This window comes from Helicobacter sp. 13S00401-1, assembly GCF_002272925.1.
Taxonomy (GTDB): domain Bacteria; phylum Campylobacterota; class Campylobacteria; order Campylobacterales; family Helicobacteraceae; genus Helicobacter_I.
Map to the genome: position 1 here is coordinate 131,443 of NZ_MLAR01000002.1, position 17,385 is coordinate 148,827.

Annotated in this window: 19 protein-coding genes and 1 pseudogene; 12 read left to right on the top strand and 8 right to left on the bottom strand. The window is 34.4% G+C overall.

What is annotated here, in order from left to right; genetic code table 11:
• Positions 1-4 precede the first annotated feature (4 nt).
• The 8 genes and pseudogenes from tatB to BKH43_RS01960 all read left to right on the top strand — a co-directional run.
• Positions 5-238 (top strand): annotated as a pseudogene (tatB, locus tag BKH43_RS08730) (Sec-independent protein translocase protein TatB); the annotation flags it as partial.
• Between the two features lie 630 nt (positions 239-868).
• A complete protein-coding gene (tatC, locus tag BKH43_RS01930) occupies positions 869-1,648 on the top strand; it encodes a twin-arginine translocase subunit TatC (protein WP_095227970.1) in 780 nt (259 codons plus the stop codon).
• Positions 1,649-2,701 carry a tRNA preQ1(34) S-adenosylmethionine ribosyltransferase-isomerase QueA gene (queA, locus tag BKH43_RS01935; protein ID WP_095227972.1) on the top strand — a complete coding sequence of 351 codons (1,053 nt, stop codon included), beginning with the start codon at positions 1,649-1,651 and terminating at the stop codon, positions 2,699-2,701.
• Positions 2,698-3,231: a 16S rRNA (guanine(527)-N(7))-methyltransferase RsmG gene (gene rsmG / locus BKH43_RS01940; RefSeq protein WP_095227974.1), complete on the top strand. Its 534-nt coding sequence runs from the start codon at positions 2,698-2,700 to the stop codon at positions 3,229-3,231. The genes queA and rsmG overlap by 4 nt, the downstream gene beginning before the upstream one ends.
• A complete protein-coding gene (locus tag BKH43_RS01945; protein WP_095227976.1) occupies positions 3,224-3,451 on the top strand; it encodes a PP0621 family protein in 228 nt (75 codons plus the stop codon). The genes rsmG and BKH43_RS01945 overlap by 8 nt, the downstream gene beginning before the upstream one ends.
• Positions 3,452-3,472: 21 nt before the next feature.
• On the top strand, positions 3,473-3,877 hold the full coding sequence (locus tag BKH43_RS01950) for a hypothetical protein (protein WP_095227978.1): 405 nt from the start codon (positions 3,473-3,475) through the stop codon (positions 3,875-3,877).
• A gap of 11 nt (positions 3,878-3,888) precedes the next feature.
• Positions 3,889-4,365: a tRNA (cytidine(34)-2'-O)-methyltransferase gene (locus tag BKH43_RS01955; RefSeq protein ID WP_095227980.1), complete on the top strand. Its 477-nt coding sequence runs from the start codon at positions 3,889-3,891 to the stop codon at positions 4,363-4,365.
• Between the two features lie 468 nt (positions 4,366-4,833).
• Complete coding sequence (locus tag BKH43_RS01960; protein ID WP_095227982.1) at positions 4,834-6,273, top strand: hypothetical protein; 1,440 nt, start codon at positions 4,834-4,836, stop codon at positions 6,271-6,273.
• Between the two features lie 680 nt (positions 6,274-6,953).
• On the opposite strand, the gene BKH43_RS01965 is transcribed toward BKH43_RS01960, so the two are convergent.
• From BKH43_RS01965 to BKH43_RS01990, 6 genes are read right to left on the bottom strand one after another with little or no spacing between them, the layout of a single operon-like run.
• Positions 6,954-7,367, bottom strand: a complete 414-nt coding sequence (locus BKH43_RS01965) for a CoA-binding protein (protein ID WP_253248019.1) — start codon at positions 7,365-7,367, stop codon at positions 6,954-6,956.
• The gene (locus tag BKH43_RS01970; RefSeq protein WP_095227984.1) at positions 7,364-8,287 is read right to left on the bottom strand and encodes a DMT family transporter; all 924 of its coding nucleotides are present in this window, start codon (positions 8,285-8,287) and stop codon (positions 7,364-7,366) included. Before BKH43_RS01970 ends, BKH43_RS01965 begins: the two co-directional genes overlap by 4 nt.
• Positions 8,288-8,298: 11 nt before the next feature.
• On the bottom strand, positions 8,299-9,933 hold the full coding sequence (gene argS / locus BKH43_RS01975; RefSeq protein WP_095227986.1) for an arginine--tRNA ligase: 1,635 nt from the start codon (positions 9,931-9,933) through the stop codon (positions 8,299-8,301).
• Entirely contained in the window at positions 9,933-10,205 is a 273-nt protein-coding gene (gene tatA, locus BKH43_RS01980) for a twin-arginine translocase TatA/TatE family subunit (protein ID WP_095227988.1), read from the bottom strand. Before tatA ends, argS begins: the two co-directional genes overlap by 1 nt.
• Entirely contained in the window at positions 10,205-10,831 is a 627-nt protein-coding gene (gene gmk / locus BKH43_RS01985; protein ID WP_095227990.1) for a guanylate kinase, read from the bottom strand. Before gmk ends, tatA begins: the two co-directional genes overlap by 1 nt.
• Before the next feature lies 1 nt (position 10,832).
• On the bottom strand, positions 10,833-12,917 hold the full coding sequence (locus BKH43_RS01990; protein ID WP_095227992.1) for a hypothetical protein: 2,085 nt from the start codon (positions 12,915-12,917) through the stop codon (positions 10,833-10,835).
• Positions 12,918-13,021: 104 nt separating this feature from the next.
• On the opposite strand from BKH43_RS01990, the gene BKH43_RS01995 reads away from it, so the two are divergent.
• From BKH43_RS01995 to BKH43_RS02010, 4 genes are all read left to right on the top strand, one after another.
• Positions 13,022-13,606: a phospholipase D-like domain-containing protein gene (locus BKH43_RS01995; protein WP_253248020.1), complete on the top strand. Its 585-nt coding sequence runs from the start codon at positions 13,022-13,024 to the stop codon at positions 13,604-13,606.
• Between the two features lie 107 nt (positions 13,607-13,713).
• The gene (locus BKH43_RS02000; RefSeq protein WP_095227996.1) at positions 13,714-15,006 is read left to right on the top strand and encodes an MFS transporter; all 1,293 of its coding nucleotides are present in this window, start codon (positions 13,714-13,716) and stop codon (positions 15,004-15,006) included.
• Positions 15,007-15,078: 72 nt separating this feature from the next.
• Positions 15,079-15,408 carry an SMR family transporter gene (locus BKH43_RS02005; protein WP_095227998.1) on the top strand — a complete coding sequence of 110 codons (330 nt, stop codon included), beginning with the start codon at positions 15,079-15,081 and terminating at the stop codon, positions 15,406-15,408.
• Positions 15,409-15,417: 9 nt separating this feature from the next.
• Positions 15,418-15,726 (top strand): SMR family transporter, encoded by a 309-nt coding sequence (locus BKH43_RS02010; RefSeq protein WP_095228000.1) that lies wholly within the window; start codon positions 15,418-15,420, stop codon positions 15,724-15,726.
• 88 nt (positions 15,727-15,814) lie between these two features.
• Here BKH43_RS02010 and argC read toward each other — a convergent pair whose 3' ends face one another.
• Both argC and BKH43_RS02020 read right to left on the bottom strand, forming a co-directional pair.
• Entirely contained in the window at positions 15,815-16,855 is a 1,041-nt protein-coding gene (gene argC, locus BKH43_RS02015; protein ID WP_095228002.1) for an N-acetyl-gamma-glutamyl-phosphate reductase, read from the bottom strand.
• A 19-nt stretch (positions 16,856-16,874) separates the two neighbouring features.
• A complete protein-coding gene (locus BKH43_RS02020; RefSeq protein ID WP_095228004.1) occupies positions 16,875-17,378 on the bottom strand; it encodes a chemotaxis protein CheW in 504 nt (167 codons plus the stop codon).
• Positions 17,379-17,385: the final 7 nt, after the last annotated feature.

Consider the following 17,385-nt stretch of genomic DNA (forward strand, 5'->3'; position numbering starts at 1 on the left):
ATCATTGTTTGGTTTTGGCTTTGGTGAGATTTTACTAATAGTAGTAGTGGCGATTATCTTCTTAGGGCCTGATAAACTTCCTAAGGCTATAGTTGATATAGCAAAGTTTATAAAGGCTGTTAAAAAGACCATTGATGGTGCAAAAGATACTATAGATAAAGAGTTGAATATATCAGAGCTAAAAAAAGAAGCCCTTGAGTATAAAGAAAAGTTTGAACAACAAGTTCAAAGCATAGAGAAAAAAACTGTCAGTCCTATAATGCAAGAATATGGCAACATAGATTCCATGTTTTCTGAATATAACCCAAAAAAAATCTTACAAAACCAAGTAGATGGCGTAAAAGAAAGTATAGATGGACTAGATGCTAAAAAGAGTAGTGAAGAAAATCTAGATACGCTAGAAGAGCTAGCCACATCTACTAATACTAAAACTGTCCATGAAACAAAAAACATCTCTAGTGCTGCTCAAAGTGCAGTACAAAGAAGTGGACTAGATGAATCTTTAGTCTTAAACCAGCTAAATAATGACTTAAGCGTAGGTGAAGTTAACAACATACACTCAGACATCACAGCTGCTCAAGCTGGCAAACTAAACTTAAATGATACTAATACAAAGCAAGCACAAACTAGCACAGCCAAAAAAGCACGTACAAAACAAGAGCCCATCTCTAAAGAAGAAAGAGAAAAAAGACATCAAGCCAAACTAGCACAAGATGCTAAGAGGCTAGAGTTAAGGGCAAAAGAAGCTAAGTTTAAAACTAATGACTTAGATTCTGAAGGTAAACAAGCTAGGCGTCAGAAGAAAATACAGAAAAAAATAGAAAAAAGTGCTAAATAAAACCAAAAGCTACTTAAAGGTAATACACTTATGTTTGAAGACTTAAAACCCCACATACAAGACCTGCGCAAAAGGCTTATGATCTCAGCCTTAACGCTAGTAGTCACCTTTGTTATATGTTTTACTTTTTGGAAGCATATATTTGAGTGGGTAAAAGCACCAATAGCTGCAGCCTTTGCTTCAGGAGTGCATGGTAAACTAGTACAAATAGCCCCTGCAGAACTTATCTTTGTAGGTATAAAAGTAAGCTTTTTTGCAGCCCTTATCATTTCTATACCTATAATTTTTTGGCAGCTGTGGCTTTTTGTAGCACCAGGTCTTTATAAGCATGAAAAAAAGCTAGTGCTTCCTTTTGTGACCTTTGGGTCTATCATGTTTGCGTGTGGAGTTATCTTTTCTTACTATGTAGTTTTTCCTTTTATCATTAAATACGTCTTAGCCTTTGGTAATGACATGGCAGATGCTAATATCTCAAGTAGTGAGTACGTGACGTTTTTTACGCGTTTCATCCTTGCCTTTGGTATAGGCTTTGAGCTACCAGTCCTTGCTTACTTCCTAGCAAAAGTAGGCCTTATAACTGATAAAACCGTAAGGCACTACTTTAGATACGCCATAGTAGTAATCTTCATAGTAGCAGCTGTTATAACCCCACCAGATGTTTTCTCTCAGCTACTTTTAGCCGTGCCTATGCTACTACTATATGGCTTTTCTTACATCATAGCCCTTATAGTAAACCCTGCTTCAAAACTTCCAAAAGAAGACGCTGAAGAAGACACTGAGGATAAAAAAGACACTGAAGGTAAAGAGTAAGTGAAGCATAAGCATGGGGCAAGTCCCCTAGAGCTAAGCTCTTATGACTTTAGCTTAGATCCAAGCTTTATAGCACTAAGCCCACCTCTACAAAAAGAAGATTCTAAACTTTTAGTCTATGAAAGAACTAAAGATAAGGTAACACACACCACCTTTAAAAGCCTTTTTACATACTTACCTAAAGATCATCTTATAGTTATGAATGACACAAAAGTTATCAAAGCTAGATTCTATGGCTTCAAAAATGAAAAAAGATATGAGATATTTTTTCACAAAGAAAGTGGGCACAAAAATGGAGAAAGTATCTTTTTAGTTCAAATTAAAGGCAAGGTAAAAGAAGGTGATCTTATAGCCATACAAAAAGACTTATACGTAAAAGTTTTAAGGCTTTTAGATTCTGGCTTTAGGGAAGTAAGCTTTGTAAAGAATGCTAAAAGTTTAAAGCTAAGTGAAGTCTTAAAGCTTTTAGATGATATAGGTCTTATCCCCCTTCCTCCCTACATTAAAAGAGAGGCTAATGCTAAAGATGAGCTAGATTATCAAAGTGCTTTTGCTAAAAACTTAGGTTCAGTAGCAGCACCAACAGCTAGCCTTCACTTTTCAGACACTATGCTTTCTTACTTAAAAAGCCACTATGAGTATCTTTTCTTAACACTTCATGTAGGTGCAGGCACTTTTCAACCAGTCCAAGTAGAAAATATCTTAGATCATAAGATACATACAGAATCTTTTTTTATAGATGAGAAAAGTTTAACAAAGTTAAAAGAAAGCAAAAAGATACTTTGTATAGGGACTACTGCCCTAAGAACGGTTGAATACCTAGATGAGAAAAACTATGAACTTAGTAGTGGAGAGTGCGATATCTTTTTACATCCTTTAAATCCACCTAAAAAAGCAACCTCACTCCTAACTAACTTTCACCTTCCTAAATCAAGCCTTATAATGTTAGTAGCATCTATGATAGGTTTAGAAAAAACACTAGAGCTTTATGAGTTAGCAAAGACTAAAGACTATAAGTTTTACTCTTATGGAGATGGGATGCTTATACTATGAAGCTACTAAGTTACATAAAGCTACTTTTGGAGTGGAACAAAACACACAACCTAAGTGGGAATCTAAGCTTAGATGACTTAAAAAAACAAGTCTTAGCAAGTATATATCCACGCCATAAGCTAGCACCTTTTAAGACTTGCGTTGATATAGGATCTGGGGCAGGTTTACCAGCTGTACCTTTAGCCATAACTTTCCCTAAAAGTAAGTTTTATCTAGTTGAGCCTAGACTTAAAAGAGTAAGCTTTCTAAACTATATCAAGTTAAAACTTGGTTTAGATAATGTCTCTATCTTTCAAAAACGCATAGAAGAGTGTGAGTTTAAGGATATAGACCTAATCACATCGCGCGCTGTAGGTAGCTTAGAGCTTATCTTAGAACTAAGTAAGGATATAGCTTCAAAAGATACAAACTACTTACTTTATAAAAGTAAAGACTATGAGGTAAAAGACTTAAAAGCAAGCTTTGCTATCAAAAAGTGTGACTTTACTTATGTGTATTTTAACAAGTCTGCAAGGAGGATGGATGTTTAAAATTTTAGTTTTTATAGTGGTGATTATAATTGTCATCTATATAGTCAAAAAATTCTCACAAGTCATTTCTTCTAGTACTAGCAAACCGCCTGCTAAGAAAGATGACTCTACTAAAATGATAGAGTGTGACTCATGTTCTACTTTTGTAAGCGAAAAAGAAACTAAAAAAGTTGGCGATAAGGTGCTTTGTAGTGAGTGTCGCAAGAAGTTAAAACACTAAAATAAGATTATGGAGAGATAGATGTTGATGTTTGGTTTTTATGATACTAATAGTCTTAGTTTTAAGTTTTGTGATGATTTAAAAGATATAAATTCCCTTCATATCCCCTTACTTAAGCCCGTGCAACATACTTTAGCAAAGTACTGCCAAGATAATGGCGTAGCTCATAGTCTTTATCTGAATAATTACTTTTTTGAAGGCAAAGACATAGCCCAAATCATAGCCCACATCAACTTAGGCGCTGAATATGTGCTTTGTGAGAATCCTGAAATTGCTAAGGCAATGCAAGATATAGTAGAAAAATATGTTTTAACTCTAAAAGTTTTAGTGCTAAGTGATGAAAAATCTTTAAACCCAGTAGTAAAAGAGTGCCTTAAAGCTAGCATAGATGGCATTATCAATAGAACTTGCATCTTAGAATCTTAAAGTAGCTAAAGATGAGTCTTCATATAGTACTCCACTCCCCACAGATTCCACCTAATACTGGTAATATAGCAAGGCTTTGTATAGCCTTAGATGCTACCTTGCATCTTATTAAGCCTCTAGGCTTTGATATAAGTAGCTCTAAAGTGAAGCGTTCAGGACTTGATTACTGGGATATCTTAAGGCTAGTTGTTCATGAAAACTTAGAATCTTTTTTAAGCCTTCCCTTGCAAACTTGCTTACACAAAGCACTAAGCTCTAAGGCTACTAAGCCCTATTACAAAGAAGAATACTCAAAGGCTAAAAATGAAGGCCAAGATGTCTATCTTCACTTTGGCTCTGAAGATAGAGGCTTTGAAGAAGACTTTTATAAAAGCTATCTAAGTAGAGAGCTTACAACTATACCTATGCATAAAAACTGCCGCTGTCTTAATCTATCAAATGCCGTAGCAGTAGTTGCCTATGACTACTATACTAAGATGCTAGGCTAGCACTTAGCATCTTTTAATGTTGTAGTTTTTTATATTGATATAAAAATAAGCAATCTAAACAAGAACATAGAATCTAGATTCTATAAAACTATGATGAAATAAGTAATAAGCCATGAACTATAAGTCACAAACCCACTTGCCCTACCCTTTAAAACTTAAAAAAAGCATCATCTAAAAACTAGCAAAAAGAAGTTTTATAACTTTAGTAAACATCCTTTCTTAAAAGTCAAGATCATCTTTTCTTATCCCCTTATTTGGGTGTTTAGAAGTTATATCAGTTTTGTATAGATTCTAAGAAAAAGAGATAAAAGTAAATAATTATTTCATTTTTAGTTTGATTTAATAAATTTTCTCTTTAAAAATTTTCACTTTAAGTTTCCTTTAATACAAAAAAAAAAAAAAACAACTAGAATTTTCTCAATCACTAGTAATTAGTGGTGTTAAGTCAAGGAAAATAAAAGGATGGATATGAAAAAAGTTACTAAACAAGCTTATAAAAAAGCTAGCAATAAGGCCACTAGGATAATCCTAGCTACTACATTAATAGCTAGTTTTAGTTCTGTGGCGCTAGCTGCTGAAGGGCATAAAAGATTAAGGCATAGTGAAGCAAGATTAAGCTCTAGTAGTAATGACATAAGTGGAGTTAAGTTTTTACTAGGAGCAGGAGTAGGAACAGGACTAAGTGCACAAAGTGCTAATGGTGGCTTTACTATACTAGCTCCTAATGCAGGACTAGATGCTAAGTTAAAGTTAGGTACTGGAATCTTTACTACTACTAGAAGTAGTACTTTAGGATTACAAGCAACTATAGGAGTAGGAGTTAACTCTTTAGGAGCAACTTCAAGCTTTAATCCTCAGTATTCAGTTAACTTAGATTTTATACAAGCCTTTAAAGTAGGAAGTACAGGATTTGTAAAGCTAGGTTATATACTAGGAGCTGGAGTTACTATAAGAACTCATGATGGAAGTAATAGTGGTAAAGGTAACTTTAATAGTGATAGTGTAGCTGGAGCTGCTGTAGCTAAGATAAGTGGGGTAGATTCAAATGCCATTGGTAGTAAAGTTAACTACACTCTACCTGATAGTGTTTACACCATTTATACGCAAGATACTCCAAGCTATAGCAGTGCTATATCTTTTGCAAAACAAGCAATAAATGATTTAAATAGTGGGAATTATGCTGGTGCAAAAGCTGCAGCAGCTAATGCAAAAACAAATGCTGCAAGTTTTGCAACGCAGGTTAGGAATAATTTTAATATATCAAACTCTCTAAGTACTGCATCTCGTGATGGAAATAGTAGCAACTTACCTATAGATCTATCAGACACTGTAGATGCTGTCTACAACTATGTAAATGCTAAGGTTGATGACAAAACAGCCGCTTTAACCACACAAGTAAATACTTTAACAAGCCAAGTAAGCACTCTTACAACTGAAAAGCAAGCTGCAGAACAAAAAGCTACAAACCTTCAAAATCAACTAACTACCTTACAAGCCACATCAGGTCAACCAACTGCTGATCAACTTAAAGCCTTACAAGATGCACAAGCAAAAGTTAATGAGCTAACTACACAACTAAGCACTACTACGAGTACTCTAACTACAGCTCAAAATGATTTACAAAATACCCAAACCCAGCTAGATGCAGTAACCAAGCAGCTTAATGACATAAAAAGAAACAACCAAATAGCAGCTGCAAATCAAGCAAATCAGGAAGCACGTTTACGTGAAGCAAGTGCTAAGAATGTACCTTCTTTACTTCCTACACTTAAAGCTGGATTAGTGGCCTTTTTTGGAAAACATCAAGCAGTGTCTTTAGAGTATCAGTACTACTTTAGAAATACAGTTCAAGGTATAGCAAGTAGTGATATCTCACTTAACTATACATATTACTTTGGAGGCAAATAAGAAAGTAAGAGAGATAAGTTAAGAAAGCAAGCAAGCAAGATAAATTAAGAAAGATAACAAGAAAGGCAAGTAAGAGAGATAGCAAGAGAGGCAAATAAGAAAAGATCTTATCTTTAGACTAAAGGAAGTGCATTTATAAGACTTGTACTAATAAGTTATAGCCTTCTTTATCTAGCACTACCTTTATAGCCTTTACTAAGTAAAGCTTATAAGGATTTAGTGGGTATTAAAAATATATTTATTGGGTTTGGGTGGGTGGGATAAAAGTTTTATAGAAAACTAAAAGTAGCCATTTGTATGTTAAGGCTTACTTTTAAACTCTTAAAACTCTTTGCTTTTTTTAAGATCGCATAGGCCTAGTAACTCTTTAAGTCTTTATTAGTGACAAAGACTTAGGGCTACTAGCCTTTTTTTAACGCATAAATTACTAGTAAATCTAACTACTTTATAGAATCTAAAATGCCCTTTTCTTCTAGAAAGATTTATAAACTGTGACAAGGTATTTTGATATTTAAAAAAAAATATAAGTAGATAAAAAATATATATCCTTATAGAATCTAGATTCTATAAATAAGTTAATGGCCTATGTGTTTGGTAATAGTAAATTTACTAAGCCTTATTAGCACAAGGCACTAGTATAATGGAGTTTTAGATTCTATAAAAAGTGTTTAGTCTTAACACTACAAGCCAAAGGCTTCCATCTCTAGTTTTATGCACTTATCTTCTACCACCACTATGCCCTCTTTTTCTAAAAGCATTTTGGCATCTTCATTTCTTATATCTAACTGCATCCAAAAGCATTTAATCTTTACTTTATCTTGAAAGCTTAAAACCTCTCTAGCTATCTCAAGCACTGCTTCACTTTTTCTAAAAACTACTACTATCTGAAAAGTTTCACCAGCGTTCACTGCCTCACTTAAACTAGGATAAGACATCTTGCCTAGTATCTCTTGCTTTTTTGGATAGATAGGGATGATAGTAAATCCTCTATCTTGCAAGAAGCACCCTACCATATTAGAATCCTTGCTTGCATCTGGACTAAGGCCTACTATGGCTATACTTTTTACATCACTAACTATATCTTTTATGTTCATTTCATATCCTTTTTAAACTTCATAGCATTTAAATCTCTAAGCAGTGAAGGCATAGCTATCATAAGACCTGAGATTATGATTAGGGCTATGCCTATAGTTGTATAAGAGTTAGGCAGTGCATCTCCTAGTAAGATTCCAAAAAGTAAACTCCATAAGATTCTACTATAGTCTATAGGGCCAACTATACCCGCTGGAGCTGCCCTATAAGCCATGTTTAGCAAAAACTGTGCTATGGTGCCAGTTAGTCCCATAAAAATTATTAAGCTAGCACCTTTAAGGCTAGGTCTTAAAAACTCTGAAAAGTTCCCTAGTGGTAAAAACATCCCAAGTAGTCCTATCAAGCTAGCAGTTGCTCCAAAAGCTAAAACCACAGTTTGGCTTCTAAAGTAAGCCTTTAGTTTTCCTAGCGTCATAAAGCCAAGTGCTGAAAACATACCACTTATCACACCTGCAAAGATATTAATAGGATGTATACCACCAAACTTTGGATCTGAGATCATTACTATACCCACAAACCCTATAATAGTAGCGACAATCACTCCTATACCAAGGCGTTCTCTTAAAAACACAAGGCTAAAAAAGACTACATAGATAGGTACGCTTTGCTGGAAGGCTATGGCTGTGCCTAGAGGGATAGTATAGATATTATAAAAGCCAGCAAGCATAGCTATGCCACCTATGATGGCACGAAAGGCAAGCATGGCCTTGCCACCTTTTTTAAAAACTGGCTTTGGTTTAGACTTACTAGTTGGGATAGACATCACGGCTATAGTAAAAAGCACCATGATAAAAGAGCGCCAAAAGACAGTCTCCATAGGAGAGACTTCATTACTCAAAAGTTTTACTGCTGCACTCATAAGTGCAAAAGACAAAGATGATAGAGCCATGAAAAAGATACCCTTAGAGGTAGTACTTATCATTGCGTAAACTCCTACATTGAAGTTTTAATATTAAGTCCTAAGAGATCAAATCCTATCGTAAGAGTGTTAGAAATGTTTAAAAATAGCTTTAAAATACTTGCTTCTTCTTTTGAACCCAGAATCTTATAAGCATTATAAAAAGAATGGAACTGTTTAGATAGATTTTTTAAATAGTCACAAAGCTTGTGGGGCGCGTTGTCATTAAAACACTGAAGCAAAATGTGATTTAGGTTAAGTGAAGTAAGGCATAAAAGTTTATAGTCAGATTCTAAGTTTGCATTATCAGTTTGTAAAGAGCTAGTAAGGATAGAATCTTTATCTAAAGTGCTTCTAGCAAGTATGGTGTGTATGCGCGCGTTTGCATAGTTTATATAGTAAAGTGGGCTTTCTTCTTTAGTCCTTATAATCTCAGCTATATCAAACTCTAAGTGAGTATCAAGGCTTTTACTTAAAAATATAAACTTTAAGTTATCAGCCCCTATCTCATCAACTACATCTTGAAGCAAGATAAAGTTTCCTGCCCGCTTACTCATCTTATAAGGCTTACTATCTTTAAGCACACTAACCATCTGCACAAAAAGCACTTTTAGCCTTTGACTATCAACCCCTAAAAACTCTAAAGCAGCTTTTATTCTAGCGAGGTAACCATGATGATCTGCTCCCCAGATGTTTATGCACGTATCAAAGCCTCTATCAAACTTATTTTTATGATAGATGATATCTCCTACCATGTAGGTTGGCTCTTTGTTAGATCTAATTAAAACCCTATCTTTTTCATCACCTTTTAAAGATGAACAAAGCCATATGCTTCCTTCTTCTTCTTTTAAAGCTTTTGCTTTTTCTAAGGCCTTAAAAGTTTCATTCCACTTACTAAAAAGCTCTTTTTCACTCATGTAAGAATCAAACTCTATATTTAAAGACTTTAAGTTAGCCTTTATCTCTTCTAACATAAGTTCTTTTCCAAACTCTCCAAGCCTAGTAAGAAAGTCTTTAAAGCCAGCATCTTTTACTAGCGGAATAGAATCTAAACTAAGAGTGTTTAAAGCCTTTAGCGCAAGTTCATTTATATACTCACCCTTATAAAGCTTATCTTCACTAACTTCGCAAGGTAGCCCTTTTATCTCACAAATAGCCGCGTATATAGACTTTGCTAAGTTTTCTATCTGAGAACCAGCGTCATTAACATAGTACTCTTTAAAAAAGTCTTGATGAAGTTTTTTAGCGATATTAGCTATAGCATTACCTACTATAGCACCCCTTGCGTGACCTATGTGGAGGGGACCAGTTGGGTTAGCACTTACAAACTCTAAAAGAATCTTTTTAGATTCTAGAGCTGGAAGCTTTGGAGGAGTGTTTAAAAAAGACTCTAGATATTTAGTATCAAGAGTGAAGTTTAAGTAACCATTAAGAGCTTCTACTTTGGAAAATACTTGCGAGTTTTCTAACTTTGAGGCTAGTTCAGTGGCTAAAACTTTTGGATTAGTCCTTTTAAGCTTGGCTAAACTAAAACATATAGGAGTTGCAAAATGCCCAAGAGAGGAATCTTTTGGCTGCTCTAAGATAAGCAAACTGCTTATATCTATCCCATCTTGTTCAAAAATATCTTCTAAACGCGCACTTAAATACTTCTTAACTTCAAAATACATTAACTATCTTTTGCCTTTTTTGTAGTTTTTGTCTTTGTTGTCTTAGTGGCTACAACTACTGGTTCATCTTCTTCAACTTCTTTAGCTTCTATGACTTGTGCTTTAGGAGTAGCTTTTTCTTCTTTTTTGTCATCGTCATCTTCAAGCTCTTTTTTAAAGCTTTTTATACCACTTCCTATACCTTTTGCTAAGTCTGGAATCTTTTTTGCGCCAAAGAGTAAAACAACTATTATTAAAACTATAACCCAATGCCATATACTTGAAAAACCCATTAAACATCCTTTATGTTGATTTGCCAATTCTGTGTTAAGCTAAATGAAATATTAGCACTATTAACATAATATAAACTCTTTATAATGCAATAGAGAGCCTTTTTGGACTCCTCTATATCCTCATTTATTACAAGATATTCAAACTTAGAAACTTCTTGCATCTCTTTAAGTGCATTCTTTAACCTCTTATCTATGATAGCTTCACTCTCACTATGTCTAAACTCTAGTCTAGATCTTAAAGTCTCAATATTTTTAGTGGTTATAAAAGCAGAAAATGCCTTTGGATAAATCTTTTTTATACTATTAAAGCCTTGAACATCTATCTCAAAAAGTATAACTTTATCTTTATCTATGGCCTTTTGTATATTAACTAGACTGGTTCCATAATAGTTTCCATGTACATTAGCCCACTCTAAAAACTCATTATTAGCTATACCTCTTTTAAACTCTTCTTCACTTACAAAAAAATACTCCTTCCCCTCAGTCTCACCTTCTCTTTTTGCTCTAGTAGTACTAGATATAGAAAGGTAGATATCAGGAAAGCGCTCTACTAAATACTTGCAAATAGTTGACTTTCCAGCCCCACTAGGACCAGAAATGATAAGCATTTTATTATAGTCATTCATATTATTGCTTTGGAAGGAATTTAATATTAATATTTACTTCATTATTGCTAAAGTCTTCTTTTAGCTCTATAGACTGCACACTCTGACCTAGACTAGATTTAAACTCACTAGATCTTAGTGTCCTTAATATACTGCTTAATACATCTTGATTAGTGCTTGTAAGCTCTTCTAACTTAATGCTATTACTTTCTTTAAGCGCTTGCTTAACTTCTTCTTTTTCTTCTTTACTTGTTGCTTCCATAGGCACCTCACTAGAAACTTGCTTATCTTCATGTATATCTTCTAAGCCTTGGCTTACATCTGGCTTTTCAAGACTTTCACTAAAGTCTTCATTAATGCTTTCATCTTCTAGCTTAGGACTACTAGAGTTTTCTATCTCGCTAGTAGATTCTAAGTTAGAACTAAGATCTTTACTTAAATCTTTATCCTCGCTAGCCTTAGGCTTAGTTTCTTGGCTAAGGTTAGATTTTGCATCGTCTTTAAAAGTAGACTTGCTAGCTTCATCTTTGCTTGTTTCTTTTGTATCTGGTTTATTTATATTTACTTTATCTTCGTTTAGTTTAGTTGTCTCTACTTTAGCTGTCTCTGTAAGATCTTTTTCATCTTCAGCACTAGGGATATCATAAGCCTCACCTAGTGCTTCTGCTAAGTCTAGCTCATCTAAAGATTCTAAGTCTTCATCTTCTAGCTCTTTATCCATCTCATCTTTACTTGCTTTTGGACTATCTTTTATCTCTTTAACTTCTGGTTCTTTAGTCTCAACTTCTTTGCTTGTATCACTTAATAAATTATCATTTTTTAACATGTCATTTAGTTCATTTAAAGTATCAGCATCTAGAATCTTTGGTTTTTTGGATGCTGAGTTTTCATTATCTAAAGTATTATTCATTGACTCTTCTTTATGTGGATTTAATAGTGAATCTAAGGCAGCTTGCATATCATCTTCTAAACTTTCTAATTCTTCATCTTTTTTAGTCTCTTTTAGCCCCTCATCTCCTAACTCATCTTTTAAAGCAGTTAGTTTTTCTTCTAAGTCTTGTGCTAGTTTGTTATCTTTTTCTTTTTGACTAGTTTGTTCTTTTGCAGATTCTTCTTCTTTATCTATATCTGCTTGATTTGAATCTTCTTCCTTGGTGGATTCTAGCTTGTCATCGCTACTAAGACTTTCATTATATATATCATCAAAGTTTAAATCATCAAAAGAAAGATCATTTGCATCCATAGCATCGCTCTCTTGGCTACTACTTTTTCCTAAGCCTAGACTAGTTTCTAAGTCTAAGTTCATATCTTCATCTAAGCTAGCATCCATAGACTTAAGCCTATCTTCTTTATCTAAAACTTCTTCTTTTTCTAAGACCTCTTCTTGCTTTTTATCTTCTATATGAGGGGTGATATCTAAGCCTTTTAGGCTTGAAAGATCTAGATTATCTAAGATGCTATTACTTGCTTTACTTAGCTCTGTATCTTCTTGTGTATCTTGTGGCAGCTCTAAACTATCTTCTAAACTACTAGTCTGATCATCCTTGCCTAACCTATCTAGATCTAAATCTAAGTCATTTAAATCTGCAAGGTCTTTATCATCTACATTTAACTCATCTAAGCCTTCATTATTAGAAAGGCTTTCACTATCAAGCACACCATTATCTGCTAGCTCTTGTTTACTACTTTCTTTTTCTTCTTGTGTTTGTATATTTAAAACCTTGCTTTCTGCAGTAGTTTTACTTTCTTCCTTAGTGTTTGTTTTTTCACTGTTATCTAAATCTAAAGGCTTCCAAGATTCTATGATGTTTAAAACCTCTGTTGGCAAAAAGGGCTTTTGTATATCTTTTTCGAATCTATCTTTGTCATACTTGCCCCCATGACCTTTTGAGTAAAGTAAACAAGACTTTAAATTCCCTTTTATAGATAAAAACCTATTTGCATCACTACCAACACTCTCTCCATCTATAAAAGCACAAAAATACAAACTTTTATCTATTAACTCAGGTACTTCATGTATAGATTCTAACCCTACATTTAACTTATCACAAGCTAGTTTTATCAGTTTTTCGACTATAGGATTTTGGTTAATAAGTAATACTTTCATCTCTCTTCTTTTATGGTTTTAGATTGTTTTGATTCAAGGCAAGCCTGTAGTAATGTTAAACTGTATAATACAAGAAATTTATCTTTTTTAGGATTAGTTTGTTTATGAAAGTATATAAAACATTAATGGTGAAAAGATCTTTTATCCACCTTGCATTTTTGCTCCTTATAGTATCTTTTTTTGTCTCTAAAGTATACGCTTATGAGAACTTATACATGCTTCCTTATCAAAACAAAGAAGCCTTAAAAGAGTTAGTTCAAAGTATAGACTATGCAAAAAAAGATATAAAAGTGGCTATATATAGCTTTACTTACCGTCCCTTAATTAATGCCTTAAAAAAAGCTTCAGCACGCGGTGTAAAGGTACATATCATCTTTGATAGTGGTAACTTAAATGATAGAGGGCATCCAAAAGACTATAGTGCCCTAGGCGACCTAGCAAAATATAGAAATATAGACGTATGCACGCTTAAAGGCCTAAAAGATAGAAAGCATAACTACTATGGAATCATGCATCAAAAACTTATCATCATAGATGATAAACTCTTAGCCCTAGGCTCTGCTAACTGGAGTAAAAACGCCTTTGAGTTAAGCTATGAAACCTTGCTTTTTACAGACTTTCCTAGCTCTGTAAAAACTGCTAGCCATTTTTATAAAGACATGTTTTCTAGATGCAAACTTTATAGATAGCACTAGATTTCATAAACTAAGGCTACTTTATCTACTGGCAAACTCTACTTTTTAGTGTAGAATAAATACACAATCACTATTTACAAGTACTGGAGTTGCCCTAATCCATGCACACGATAACTTTACACAAAAAGATGTCAAGGCAAGATATCAAAACGCTAAGTCTTTCATCCCTAGGTGGCATGTTAGAGTTTTATGATTTCATCATCTTTGTCTTTTTTGCCAAAGTCTTTCAAGACCTATTCTTCCCGGCTAATCTAAGCCCTTTTTGGTCTAGTCTAAATGTCTATGGAGCCTTTGCTGCAGGCTACTTTGCAAGGCCATTAGGCGGTATCATAATGGCTCACTTCGGAGATAAAAAAGGACGTAAAAACGTCTTTATGCTTTCTATCCTTTTAATGGTCATACCTACTTTAGTGCTAGGCTTTATGCCTACTTTTGACATCATAGGCTACGCTGCTCCTATAGTTTTGTTACTAGTTAGAATCCTCCAAGGCATAGCCATAGGAGGTGAGTTACCTGGTGCTTGGGTTTTTGTAGTAGAACATAGTGCCCCACAACATACCGGTAAAAGTCTAGGTTTTGTAACTGCTTCAGTGGTAGGCGGAATCTTATTAGGTAGTATAGTAACAGTAGTGATATATGAAATCTTTTCACAAGAAAGTATACATGAGTACGCTTGGCGCATACCTTTCATATTAGGTGGGGCTTTTGGTGTGATATCTATCTACTTAAGACGTTTTTTACATGAAACCCCAGCCTTTAAAGAGATGCAAAAAGAAAAATCTATAAACGCCTTGCCTCTAAAAACTGTCTTTAAAAGTTATAAACTTGGTTTTGTGGTTAATATGGCTATGACTTGGCTTTTAACAGCTTGTGTCATCATCTTGCTTTTACTTATGCCTAACTTCATGCAAGATAGCCTTAAGATTCCAAAAGAGATAACTATTTATATGCAGATGAGTGCGATTATATGCATGTGCATAGGTTGCGTGGTTATAGGCTACTTTAGTGATAAGATAGGCGCAGTAACTTGCATGGTGATATGCAGCATAGGGCTTGCTATAAGCTCATATCTTTTTATCAATGCAGCTTATGCAAGCACCTACACACTAGCAAATATCTGGACTTTATATATCATCCTTACTCTTTTTAGTGGCATAACTGTTTTAACACCTATAATTGCCACTCAGTGCTTCCCAGCAGCCGTTAGATTTAGCGGTATCTCTTCATCTTATAATATAGCTTATGCTATCTTTGGAGGACTAACACCTATACTTGCAAGCACTTTTCATAAAAGTATGCCTCATGGACTTGCTGTATACTTTTTAGTAGTGATAGCTATAGCCCTACTTTCTATGCCTTTATTTATAAAGACTAGAAAAAAGATGCAACTATAAAAAGATAGACAAAGAGAATGTAAGTGGATAGAATCTAGGCTTTGGATAAAAATTTACTTAAGGAAAGAATTTATGCTTACTAAGCTTAAAGGCTATCTCTTACTTTTACCAGCTATCATCTTTGAAGCTATAGCTCTTTATAGTCTAAAGGCTATCTCAAATATCTATCTTGCAAACTTCACTATGATAGTTTTAATACTAATCTCTTATATCTTTCTAGCCCTCTGCCTTAAATACATAGCTTTAAGTGTAGCTTATAGTATATGGGAGATAGCAGGGCTTATACTTATCTTTCTTATCTCTATATTTATCTTTCATGAACATATGAGTTTTAAAGAGATAGTAGGAGTTAGCCTAGGCTTCATAGGTATAGTGCTAGTTATAGCTGGCGAAAAGCACTAAGGAGTAAAGATGTCTTTTGTAATCCTTTGTATATCTGGTCTTATAGAAGTACTAGCTAATGCTATCTTAGTTAAGTCTAATGGCTTTAAACGCTACAAGCTTGGAATCTTAGCCCTTATCTTAGTTGTTATCTCATTTTTACTTTTAAGTACAGCTTTAAGCATGGGTATAAAACTTTCAGTAGCCTATGTATTATGGGGCTCTATAGGCATCATAGGAAGTGTTGTAACTGGATTTTTCTTAAAGCAAAGACTTAGGCTTATAGGCTACATAGGTATAGTTCTTATACTAGTGGCTGTAGTTATTTTAAAAAGCTAGAAGTTTTAAAAGTTTTTTAGATTCTATATTTTCTAGTTTTAGTTATCACGCCTTAGCATATAAACACTATTAGTGTAAAAAAAGGCCATTAAGGAAGTGGGGCTATAAGTGGTATCCCTATAGCTTCATCAAAACCAAACATGATATTAAGATTCTGCACGGCTTGGGAAGCAGCACCCTTCATTAGATTATCTATAGCACTAACTACTATTAGCGTATCTGTTCTAGTATCTAAAGTAACATAGATATCACAGTAGTTAGTACCTTTAACCCATCTAGTCTCAGGTGGTATATCTAAGAGCCTTATAAAACGCTCCCTACCATAATAAAGCTCATAAATCTCTTTTATAGAATCTAAGCTCACAGTAGGTTTAGCGTACATAACACTTAAAATCCCTCTTTGCATAGGCACTAAGTGAGGTGTGAAAAGTACTTTTACTTCGCCACCATTTGCTATGCTTAGATTCTCTTCTATCTCTGGAGTGTGCCTATGGCTTGCTAGTTTGTAGGCCTTAAAGTTTTCATTGACCTCGCTAAAAACGCTTTCTACACTAGCACTTCTCCCTGCCCCACTAAAACCTGACTTAGAATCTATAATGATGCCTTTAGATTCTATAAAGCCCTCTTTTAGCAAAGGAAATAAAGGCAGTATGCTTGAAGTTGTATAGCAGCCTGGATTTGCCAAAAGCCTAGCTGTTTTGATGCGTGATCTAGTAAGCTCACACAGCCCGTAAACTGCCTGGTCTATAAGCTCTTTTGAGTGATGCGTGGTGTACCACTCTTCATAGACTTTAACATCACTTAGTCTAAAGTCAGCACCCATGTCTATAATCTTGCATCTACTTAATATATCAGAAGTTATCTTAGCACTTGAGATTCCATGAGGGAGGGCTAAAAAGATAACATCACTTATAAAAGAAAGCTCTTCTATATCCTCACTTGAACAGATATAATCAGTATGCACAAAGCTTCCAAAAACACTTCCATAAGGCTTTTTATCATAGCTTTGAGTTATAAGTCTTACTAGCTCTACTTTAGGATGTGCACTTAAAAGACGTACTAGCTCTAATCCGACATAGCCTGTCGCTCCAACTATGCTAGCTCTTATCTTGGTCTCTTTAGTGTCCATTGATTAAAGCCCTTACTGGTTAAAATGTTCTTTTTAAAAGACTATCAACTTTTAAGATAGTTATTAGCCTATCTTCTCTTTTTCCGATTCCATACATCAAGTTATCTTGCTCATTTAAAGTATCTGGGATGGAATCTATATCGCTTTCATCTATCCTTATAGCCTCTGTTAGTTTATCTATCACAAAGCCAGCTATGTCATCATTATGATTAACAACTAGATACCTAGTATCTTGATCTTGTTTTATAGCAGGGATACCAAACTTCATCCTAAGGTTAATCAAAGGAAAGACATTACCTCTAAGGTTAAAAACTCCTAAGACATAATCAGGCGTACCAGGCACGCGAGTATACTCTATAGGCTTTACTATCTCTCTGACATTTAAGATAGGAACTGCAAACTCTTCGCTACCTATGATAAAGCCTATAACCTGGACTACATTTTCAGTTTCAACTTTATTGCTGCCTTCAGCGTTGGCTCTTTGCTTGCTAAATACATCTTTTAGTGCATTATTATCAGTCATTCTTAAC

Bases quoted from the DNA above. Each gene is read 5' to 3' on its own strand.
- tatC (WP_095227970.1), top strand. From the start codon at position 869: ATGTTTGAAGACTTAAAACCCCACATACAAGACCTGCGCAAAAGGCTT.
- rsmG (WP_095227974.1), top strand. From the start codon at position 2,698: ATGAAGCTACTAAGTTACATAAAGCTACTTTTGGAGTGGAACAAAACA.
- BKH43_RS01945 (WP_095227976.1), top strand. From the start codon at position 3,224: ATGTTTAAAATTTTAGTTTTTATAGTGGTGATTATAATTGTCATCTAT.
- BKH43_RS01950 (WP_095227978.1), top strand. From the start codon at position 3,473: ATGTTGATGTTTGGTTTTTATGATACTAATAGTCTTAGTTTTAAGTTT.
- BKH43_RS01955 (WP_095227980.1), top strand. From the start codon at position 3,889: ATGAGTCTTCATATAGTACTCCACTCCCCACAGATTCCACCTAATACT.
- BKH43_RS01960 (WP_095227982.1), top strand. From the start codon at position 4,834: ATGAAAAAAGTTACTAAACAAGCTTATAAAAAAGCTAGCAATAAGGCC.
- BKH43_RS01965 (WP_253248019.1), bottom strand. From the start codon at position 7,367: ATGAACATAAAAGATATAGTTAGTGATGTAAAAAGTATAGCCATAGTA.
- BKH43_RS01970 (WP_095227984.1), bottom strand. From the start codon at position 8,287: ATGATAAGTACTACCTCTAAGGGTATCTTTTTCATGGCTCTATCATCT.
- argS (WP_095227986.1), bottom strand. From the start codon at position 9,933: ATGTATTTTGAAGTTAAGAAGTATTTAAGTGCGCGTTTAGAAGATATT.
- tatA (WP_095227988.1), bottom strand. From the start codon at position 10,205: ATGGGTTTTTCAAGTATATGGCATTGGGTTATAGTTTTAATAATAGTT.
- gmk (WP_095227990.1), bottom strand. From the start codon at position 10,831: ATGAATGACTATAATAAAATGCTTATCATTTCTGGTCCTAGTGGGGCT.
- BKH43_RS01990 (WP_095227992.1), bottom strand. From the start codon at position 12,917: ATGAAAGTATTACTTATTAACCAAAATCCTATAGTCGAAAAACTGATA.
- BKH43_RS01995 (WP_253248020.1), top strand. From the start codon at position 13,022: ATGAAAGTATATAAAACATTAATGGTGAAAAGATCTTTTATCCACCTT.
- BKH43_RS02000 (WP_095227996.1), top strand. From the start codon at position 13,714: ATGCACACGATAACTTTACACAAAAAGATGTCAAGGCAAGATATCAAA.
- BKH43_RS02005 (WP_095227998.1), top strand. From the start codon at position 15,079: ATGCTTACTAAGCTTAAAGGCTATCTCTTACTTTTACCAGCTATCATC.
- BKH43_RS02010 (WP_095228000.1), top strand. From the start codon at position 15,418: ATGTCTTTTGTAATCCTTTGTATATCTGGTCTTATAGAAGTACTAGCT.
- argC (WP_095228002.1), bottom strand. From the start codon at position 16,855: ATGGACACTAAAGAGACCAAGATAAGAGCTAGCATAGTTGGAGCGACA.
- BKH43_RS02020 (WP_095228004.1), bottom strand. From the start codon at position 17,378: ATGACTGATAATAATGCACTAAAAGATGTATTTAGCAAGCAAAGAGCC.